This window comes from Pedobacter agri PB92 (assembly GCF_000258495.1).
GTDB classification, from domain to species: domain Bacteria; phylum Bacteroidota; class Bacteroidia; order Sphingobacteriales; family Sphingobacteriaceae; genus Pedobacter; species Pedobacter agri.
This window is the reverse complement of the sequence record NZ_AJLG01000211.1, coordinates 1-7,246: the sequence shown is the minus strand read 5'-3', so window position 1 is coordinate 7,246 and position 7,246 is coordinate 1. Positions and strand designations below refer to the sequence as shown.

11 protein-coding genes are annotated in these 7,246 nt (G+C 37.7%); 10 read left to right on the top strand and 1 reads right to left on the bottom strand.

From position 1 onward, the window contains the following. From ON09_RS26700 to ON09_RS25740, 4 genes are all read left to right on the top strand, one after another. Window positions 1-615: ATP-binding cassette domain-containing protein (locus tag ON09_RS26700; RefSeq protein WP_010603065.1), on the top strand; the 615-nt coding region annotated here is incomplete at its 5' end. Between the two features lies 1 nt (window position 616). Beyond that, complete coding sequence (locus tag ON09_RS21125; protein ID WP_010603064.1) at window positions 617-1,414, top strand: ABC transporter permease; 798 nt, start codon at window positions 617-619, stop codon at window positions 1,412-1,414. Between the two features lie 284 nt (window positions 1,415-1,698). After that, window positions 1,699-2,625 (top strand): zinc-binding metallopeptidase family protein, encoded by a 927-nt coding sequence (locus ON09_RS25745; RefSeq protein WP_202947177.1) that lies wholly within the window; start codon window positions 1,699-1,701, stop codon window positions 2,623-2,625. A 14-nt stretch (window positions 2,626-2,639) separates the two neighbouring features. Continuing rightward, a complete protein-coding gene (locus tag ON09_RS25740; RefSeq protein ID WP_202947176.1) occupies window positions 2,640-3,266 on the top strand; it encodes a M28 family metallopeptidase in 627 nt (208 codons plus the stop codon). A gap of 102 nt (window positions 3,267-3,368) precedes the next feature. On the opposite strand, the gene ON09_RS21115 is transcribed toward ON09_RS25740, so the two are convergent. Then, window positions 3,369-3,599: a response regulator transcription factor gene (locus ON09_RS21115; protein WP_029204532.1), complete on the bottom strand. Its 231-nt coding sequence runs from the start codon at window positions 3,597-3,599 to the stop codon at window positions 3,369-3,371. Window positions 3,600-3,897: 298 nt separating this feature from the next. Here ON09_RS21115 and ON09_RS21110 point away from each other — a divergent pair, with 298 nt between their 5' ends. The 6 genes from ON09_RS21110 to ON09_RS21085 form a co-directional block, all read left to right on the top strand. Continuing rightward, complete coding sequence (locus tag ON09_RS21110; RefSeq protein WP_010603062.1) at window positions 3,898-4,281, top strand: hypothetical protein; 384 nt, start codon at window positions 3,898-3,900, stop codon at window positions 4,279-4,281. Beyond that, on the top strand, window positions 4,281-4,934 hold the full coding sequence (locus ON09_RS21105) for a hypothetical protein (protein WP_010603061.1): 654 nt from the start codon (window positions 4,281-4,283) through the stop codon (window positions 4,932-4,934). Before ON09_RS21110 ends, ON09_RS21105 begins: the two co-directional genes overlap by 1 nt. Then, window positions 4,901-5,692, top strand: a complete 792-nt coding sequence (locus ON09_RS21100) for a sensor histidine kinase (RefSeq protein ID WP_029204530.1) — start codon at window positions 4,901-4,903, stop codon at window positions 5,690-5,692. Before ON09_RS21105 ends, ON09_RS21100 begins: the two co-directional genes overlap by 34 nt. 3 nt (window positions 5,693-5,695) lie before the next feature. Next, window positions 5,696-6,337: a response regulator transcription factor gene (locus ON09_RS21095; RefSeq protein ID WP_010603059.1), complete on the top strand. Its 642-nt coding sequence runs from the start codon at window positions 5,696-5,698 to the stop codon at window positions 6,335-6,337. Between the two features lie 119 nt (window positions 6,338-6,456). Beyond that, window positions 6,457-6,834, top strand: coding sequence for a BlaI/MecI/CopY family transcriptional regulator (locus tag ON09_RS21090; RefSeq protein WP_010603058.1), 378 nt, complete (start codon window positions 6,457-6,459; stop codon window positions 6,832-6,834). Continuing rightward, window positions 6,831-7,246: hypothetical protein (locus ON09_RS21085; RefSeq protein ID WP_010603057.1), on the top strand; the 416-nt coding region annotated here is incomplete at its 3' end. The genes ON09_RS21090 and ON09_RS21085, both read left to right, overlap by 4 nt.

Below are 7,246 nucleotides of genomic sequence, written 5' to 3'. Positions count from 1 at the left end.
CTTATCAATCGCTGTATTTTATTAGGATTAAAAAAAACCAAAGCCGACGAAATGTTAGCCCTGGTTGGCTTAACTGAAGCAGCTGACAAAAAAGCAGGCAAATATTCGCTCGGCATGAAACAGCGCCTTGGTATTGCACTGGCACTGGTTTCAGATCCAGAACTATTATTGTTAGATGAACCTACTAATGGTCTGGACCCTAATGGCATCATCGAAATCAGAAACCTGATGATTGAGCTGGCCACCAAACACCATAAAACCATTCTGGTATCAAGCCATTTACTGGCTGAAATTGAACGTACTGCAACGCATGTTGGTATTATAAATAAAGGTCAACTGCTGTTTCAGGGAACTATCGATGAGCTTCACTTATTAAGTAAGCCTATGGTCGAAATTGAGGTTGATCAAACCGAAGAAGCTGCTAAATTTTTAGCAAGTGCAGGTTATGAAATCACTTCAAAAAGTGAAATAAAAATTACGACACCATTTTCATCATCAACAGAAAGCGGAAAAATTAATACCCTACTCATTAAAAACGGTTTCACCGTAAGCAGCCTTTCCAAACAACGCAAAGATTTAGAAAATCTATTCCTGGATATCACGAAAAACAACTAAAATGCGCTCCATATTTATTTCCTTAGTTTCAGAATTCTACAAATCAAGAAAAACACTCGCATTTTGGGCTGCAATTTTACTTCCTGTAGCAATATGTAGCCTGGTTAGCTTCGGCTTTTACTCCGGCTCAGAAAAGGTGTTAAAACTTAATGCACCCGGAATGATGCTTTGGGTAAGGTATGCCGGCGCTACCTTAAATGTAATGGGTATGTTGGTGATGCCATTTTATGTCATGTTTATGGCCTTTTCGGTTAACAACATCGAACATAAAAACGATACCTGGAAAACCCTTTTCGCACAACCACTAAATAAATTTTCCATTTATACCGCCAAGTACCTGTTTTCAGTATTGCTCATCTTTATTTGCCTTTTTCTTTTTGCGGCCCTCACTTTCGCCTTCGGCCATTTATTACAGGCATTGGTACCTCAATATACCTTTAACCAATACAATCCTTCTAATTTTCTAATCAATTCATACAGCAAATTATTTCTATCATCACTGGGCATTTTATCTATTCAGTTTATCCTAAGCTTAATCTGGGGCGATTTCCTAAAACCCATCGGTATTGGTTTTGTAGGTACGATAATGGGTATTGTAACCGGAATGCTCAACTGGACTTATGCCTACTTAATCCCTTACAGCCTTCCATCTTTAGCCTTACAATTTACACAATTAAAAAAAGGGAAAGATCCGCTCAATTTCGAAATATTTACACGCGAAATATGGACTAGTTTAGCCTATGCAGCTGCTTTATTTATTGCCGGTTATTTTATTGTAACCAGAAAAAGCATTAAATAATTATTTGAAAAGCAATTTCCACCTTCGTTTTGAAGTCAGTCCTTCTTTACACTCCAAGTCCGATTCAAAAATCCTGTGCTACAGTAAAGCAAGTGTTTATCAGAATCATCAGTGCCTATTGGAATGCGGGCTTTCCGTTTCAATAAGGTTTAGTTAACGAAGGTGGGTGCACAGAACGAAGAAAACCATACAAGCGGCAAAAGCCTTTGTAAAAATATCATGGTAAAGTGATTAACGTTGTGTTTAAGTGTAATTTAGCCATTACAACCAACCAACTTCTTAAAATGATCAAAAGATTTACAATGACGGCATTGGCATTTAGCCTATGCCTATCTGCATTTGCACAGGATGCTCCAGATGCAGCTGTGGTAGAAAAAATTCGCAAAGCAGGTTTAAACAATTCGAAAGTGATGGACATTGCTTTCAACCTTACCGATGTATCAGGTCCAAGATTATCAAACTCTCCTGGTTTAAAAAGAGCACAGGAATGGGCTGTAAAACAACTTACCGAATGGGGATTGAAAAATGCACATCTCGAAGCGTGGGGAACTTTTGGTAAAGGATGGCAGGTAGATAAATACTATGCAGCCACAACCGCTCCTTTTTATCATCCAATTATTGCATCGCCTAAAGCATGGACACCGGGAACAAATGGCCCAATCAAATCTGAAGTAATTTTAATTAAGGCAGATAGTGTTGCTGATTTAGCGAAATACAAAGGTAAGCTTGCCGGCAAAATTGTAATGATGGATCAGGGCGCACCACTTACCAGCGGTTTGAAACCTGATTTTACCCGTTATGCCGATACTACACTGGCACAAATGGCAGCAGCAAAGCCAATGGCAGCAGGTGCCCGCCAACGCCCAACGGGTGGCCCAATGGCCGATCGTATGGCACAAATGATGAAAATGCGTGAAGTACGTGCTGCGATGAGTGCCATGTTGGTAGAAGAAAAAGTTGCCCTTATTTTAACTTATGCCCGCGGCGGACAGGGAACATTTTTTACCAGTAATGGTGCATCTTACGCTTTAGACGCGAAGCCAGTTTCTCCTGAACTGGAAGTTGCAGCAGAAGATTTTTTACATATCCTTCGCTTGCTTCGTGCAGGCAAACCTGTTGAGGTTGAAGCCGATATTAAAACATCGTTCTACGATCAGGATCCACAGGGCTATAATGTAATTGCCGAAATTCCGGGAACTGATAAAAACTGAAAGACGAAGTAATTATGATTGGTGGTCACTTTGATTCGTGGCATGCGGCTACAGGTGCCACAGATAATGCTGCTGGCTCAGCCGTAATGATGGAAGCCATGCGCATTTTAAAAGCTATTGACTTTAAGCCAAAACGCACTATTCGCATTGCACTTTGGAGTTCAGAAGAGCAGGGATTGTTTGGTTCACGTGGTTACGTGGCCAAGCATTTCGGAGATCCAAAAACAATGGTTTTAACTCCTGATCAAAAGAAGATTTCAGCTTACTATAACCTGGATAATGGTACCGGAAAAATCCGTGGCATTTACTTACAGGGAAATGCAGCCGCCGGACCAATTTTCCAGAGCTGGTTAGCCCCGTTTAATGATTTAGGCGCAACAACTGTAACTGTCAGCAATACCGGCGGTACCGATCACCAGGCTTTTGACGCGGTCGGAATTCCTGGATTTCAGTTTATTCAAGATCCGGCAGATTACAATACACGCACACACCACAGCAACATGGATACCTACGATAGATTGGTAGAAGATGATTTAAAACAATCAGCTACTATTGTTGCATCATTTGTTTATAACACCTCTCAACGCGAAGCGCAAATTCCTAGAAAAGAACTACCAACTGCTCAAGCTGCCAGACCATAAATACCATAAAAATACAAAAGCCTGCTTTTTTGATATAAAAATCAAAAAGCAGGCTTTGTAGTTTAATAGAGAGTATTGCGTTAACTTGTGTATTTTTTGATTCTAATTGGATAGTATTCTTTGCTTAAATGCCCAAACAATTAACTGATACGAATTTCTGAGGTCGAGTTTCCTTACCATATTCCGTCTGTGTGTATTTACGGTATGTTCACTGATGAAAAGTCTGTCGCCTATTTCTTTGCTATTGTAGCCCATTGATAATAACTTCACAATCTCAACTTCCCGTTCGGTTATCGAATTATTATTTTCCTGCAGAAGGATATTATTTATCATGTCAAAAAAATTATTAATAGGGTAAATATTCTTTTTGTTAAACAAAGGCGGCTACCTTAGGCATCCTAAACGATTGTTAGGAATGTGGTATTTTTGGGATAGACAACTTTGGGATACACAATTTCAAACCTTAATTTGTTATTGCATTTCAAAAGTAAGTTCCCATACTGATATATGAGTAGTATAAATCACCCTAAATAAAGAGGTGTTTTTACGGTATTATAATTTCGTAAAATACTTGCCGAACTATTATTTATTTTCGAATTTTAGCCATAACAAACAAACTATTTAATATTTCATGAGTCAAGAAAAAACAATTACGAATGTTCCTGCGGATATTGCAAAGGAAATGGTAGCAGCTTATGCTAAAGAATCAAGTAAAAATCCTTCTTATACTAAAGCCGTATGGTTTCCTGCTGAACAGATAATTGAAATTACAAAAACCTTGCAGGATGGGAAACATGATGGACTTAGGATTTATTTCGGCCAATATACTGCTAACACGCTTGATGGTTTAGCTAGCGAATATGTAGGCAGAAACACGGTTTTACTCACACCAACTTTTGCTGCAGGTCAAATTAAAAGCTCAGGTGGTATCACTGGTGAGCATGAAGATGATACAGAAGATATTGGAAATAAAGGTAGCCTCTGCCCAAAAGAGTGCGATGGAACTGAATTATAATGTTTATTTCCCTATCCATAATAACCGTTGTAGAACTATTATGCTTCATTCTAGGGCTAATTACACTTTTGGGTGATAAGAAACCTTTATGGAGAAATACACTCATTTTTTTATTGATTGTGTGTTTAACTGAAGTTATCCTGGGCAGGTGGGCAGCCAGAAAGTTCCATAACAACATATTTATTTATAATATTTATACGCTTTTTGAGGCTGGCTTCATTTCTGCAGGAATTTATCAATGCCTTAAAAAATATATCAATCCGACGAAAATCATCACCATCGGATTGGTGATTTTTTACGTGACATATATCGCTTTCTTTGTAACTCATGGCATCAGCCCCTACAATACCTGGGCTGCATCAATTTTGGCGGTTATTTTTGTGTTATATTGCCTTTACTATTATTACCTGGTAATTTCAGCCGACGAACTAATGGAGATTAACACCAGCCCCGAATTCTGGTGGATGACAGCAGTGCTGTTTTTTTACTTTGGTAGCACTACAGGTAATTTGTTCCACGAGTTATTTACTTCAATTGTAATAGGTAAATTTTCTATTCGTGGTCATCTTTTTAATGTACTCAATGTGATATTTTACAGCCTTTGGGCATACTCATTTATATGCAGGATCAAACAACGCAGATTACAATCTTAGTAATCATTTCTACAACGATATTCTTGCTCATGCCCATATTTTTGGTATTTTATATCAAAATCAGCATTAAGTATAGAAAAAATCATGTGCTCGAAAAAACTGCCATGAAGCAAAAGTTTGATGCAGAATTGTTAAAGACACAACTTGAAGTACAGGAGCAAACCATGCAAAGTATTGCTACTGAATTACACGATAACGTTGGCCAGCTACTGAGTTTAACAACATTAACCTTAAATTCCATCGACTTAAATAATACCGAAAAAGCCGGCAAGAAAATAGACAACTCATTAGGACTTGTAAATAATTCCATTAAAGAACTGAGAGAATTAGCTAAACTTCTTCACGGCGAACAGATTGTTCAAAATGGAATAGGGCATGCGATCGAACAAGAACTAAACTGGCTTAACAAGGCGGGGGTACATCAACTCATTGTAAGCAACAACTTAATTGATTTAAATTATACCTCACCTGATAAGGATCTTATTATTTTACGCTTACTTCAGGAAATCATCAATAACATTATTAAGCATGCAAAAGCTTCGGTAATTGAGGTAGAAGGCTACTTCAAGGAGAATACGCTATATTTAAATGTAAAAGAAAATGGAGTAGGCTTTGATGTTGAAGAAACCAGAGGCCGGCGGACGGGCATGGGATTAAACTCCATTTATAAAAGAATAGAGATGATAAATGGAAAGTTAGCGCTAAATTCGTCGCCCAACCACGGAACCACCATATTAATCGAAATACCTTATCCATAGAAGATGTCAGCCGAAAAAATTTCCATTGCTATTGTAGATGATCATACGCTTTTCCGTTCAGGATTAGCCAGCTTGCTTGATGAATTTGATGAAATTGAAATACTTTTCGAGAGTACAAATGGTCAGGACCTTCAAACCAAAATTAAAAATCAGCCTGATGTCGATCTTATCCTGATGGATATTAATATGCCGGTAATGGACGGTTTTGCTGCTACCAAATGGATTAAAGAATATCATCCCAATGTGAATGTCCTGGCATTGAGCATGCTTGAGGATGAAAAAGCCATTATCGGGATGCTAAGAGCGGGTGCTAGTGGTTATATGCTAAAGGAATCTACCCCTAATGAATTGTTAACAGCAATCAAAACAGTGACGGAAAAAGGATTCTTTGTAAATGATTTGGTTTCAGGCAGATTGCTTGTTGCATTAAAAGATGGAGACGCAAAACCCATCTTCAGCGCCAGAGAGCTCACATTTCTTCAGCACTGCAGTACAGAGCATACTTACAAAGAAATAGCAGAGCTTATGAACGTAAGCCATAGAACTGTTGATAATTACCGTGAATCTTTATTCGCAAAACTCAATATCAGATCTCGCACAGGCTTGGTTGTCTATGGCATCAAGAACGGTTTAATAGTGATATAATTCCTTGTGTAATAGTTTTTAACACACAAATATTTTTATAAAAATTTGGATAACTAAATAATTAGTTTTAACTTTAGTTAAGGCAATTGCTTTGCCCGTATCCTTATTATAAAATAAAAATGGAAATTAAAGATTTAACCAAGGCTGAAGAGCAGATCATGCAGGTGCTATGGCAGCTAGAAAAAGCATTTGTTAAAGATGTGATTGACGAACTCCCTTTACCTAAACCCGCTTACAACACTGTTTCAACAATTATCCGGATTTTGGAAACAAAAGGCTTTATTGGCCATGAGGCTTTTGGGAAGGCCCATCAATACCATCCACTTATTAGCAAAGAAGCATACAAACGTTACGCAACAGAAAAACTATTGGGTAACTATTTCGAAAACTCAGTGGAGAGTATGTTCTCATTTTTCGTGAAAGAAGAGAAATTAGACTTGAGTGATGTGGATGAAATCTTGAAGATGATTGATAAAATTAAACATAAACCCAAATGAGTTTTGCACACTACCTACTTCAAGTAAACTTATACCTAATTGTATTTTATATTGTATATAAAATTCTATTGGATAAGGAAACCTATTTCATGCTAAACCGTGTTTATCTAGTTGCTGCCGGTTTGTTATCCATTTCAATACCTTTTATCCGGTTAGAATGGCTTACCGAACAAAAAGCTGCCCAACAGGTTTATGCCACCGTTAATTGGGATGCAATACTCCAGCAGGCCACTATAGTTACTGAAAATGAAAAAGGCTTGAATTGGGGAACTGCACTGGTTTATATTTATATGATAGGTGTATTGTTTTGCTTTGGCAGGTTAGTGTACAATTTATTGTCTGTTCAAAAATTAATTAAAAACGCCAGGGCAGGATCTGCATTTTCTTTTTACAAAAACAAAGTTGTCGACCA

Coding starts and splice junctions, on each gene's coding strand:
- ON09_RS21125 (WP_010603064.1), top strand. CDS start 617: ATGCGCTCCATATTTATTTCCTTAGTTTCAGAATTCTACAAATCAAGA.
- ON09_RS25745 (WP_202947177.1), top strand. CDS start 1,699: ATGATCAAAAGATTTACAATGACGGCATTGGCATTTAGCCTATGCCTA.
- ON09_RS25740 (WP_202947176.1), top strand. CDS start 2,640: ATGATTGGTGGTCACTTTGATTCGTGGCATGCGGCTACAGGTGCCACA.
- ON09_RS21115 (WP_029204532.1), bottom strand. CDS start 3,599: ATGATAAATAATATCCTTCTGCAGGAAAATAATAATTCGATAACCGAA.
- ON09_RS21110 (WP_010603062.1), top strand. CDS start 3,898: ATGAGTCAAGAAAAAACAATTACGAATGTTCCTGCGGATATTGCAAAG.
- ON09_RS21105 (WP_010603061.1), top strand. CDS start 4,281: ATGTTTATTTCCCTATCCATAATAACCGTTGTAGAACTATTATGCTTC.
- ON09_RS21100 (WP_029204530.1), top strand. CDS start 4,901: ATGCAGGATCAAACAACGCAGATTACAATCTTAGTAATCATTTCTACA.
- ON09_RS21095 (WP_010603059.1), top strand. CDS start 5,696: ATGTCAGCCGAAAAAATTTCCATTGCTATTGTAGATGATCATACGCTT.
- ON09_RS21090 (WP_010603058.1), top strand. CDS start 6,457: ATGGAAATTAAAGATTTAACCAAGGCTGAAGAGCAGATCATGCAGGTG.